General features: G+C 70.8%; 1 pseudogene. It reads left to right on the forward strand.

Annotated features, from left to right (window positions below):
* Positions 1-226, forward strand: a pseudogene (locus tag ASF38_RS18705) (acetoacetate--CoA ligase); the annotation flags it as partial.

Genomic DNA, 226 nt, shown 5'->3' on the forward strand with positions numbered 1-226 from the left:
GGCTTCTGGGGCGACGACCACGGCTCGCGCTACCGGGCCGCCTACTTCGAGGACATCGAAGGGGTGTGGCGCCACGGCGACTGGATCACCATCACCGAGCGCGGCACCTGCACCATCACCGGCCGCAGCGACGCGACCCTCAACCGCGGCGGCGTGCGGCTCGGGACCGCCGAGTTCTACACCGTCGTCGAGAGCCTGCCCGAGGTGAACGACAGCCTGGTCGTGC

This window comes from Aeromicrobium sp. Leaf272 (assembly GCF_001422865.1).
GTDB lineage: Bacteria > Actinomycetota > Actinomycetes > Propionibacteriales > Nocardioidaceae > Aeromicrobium.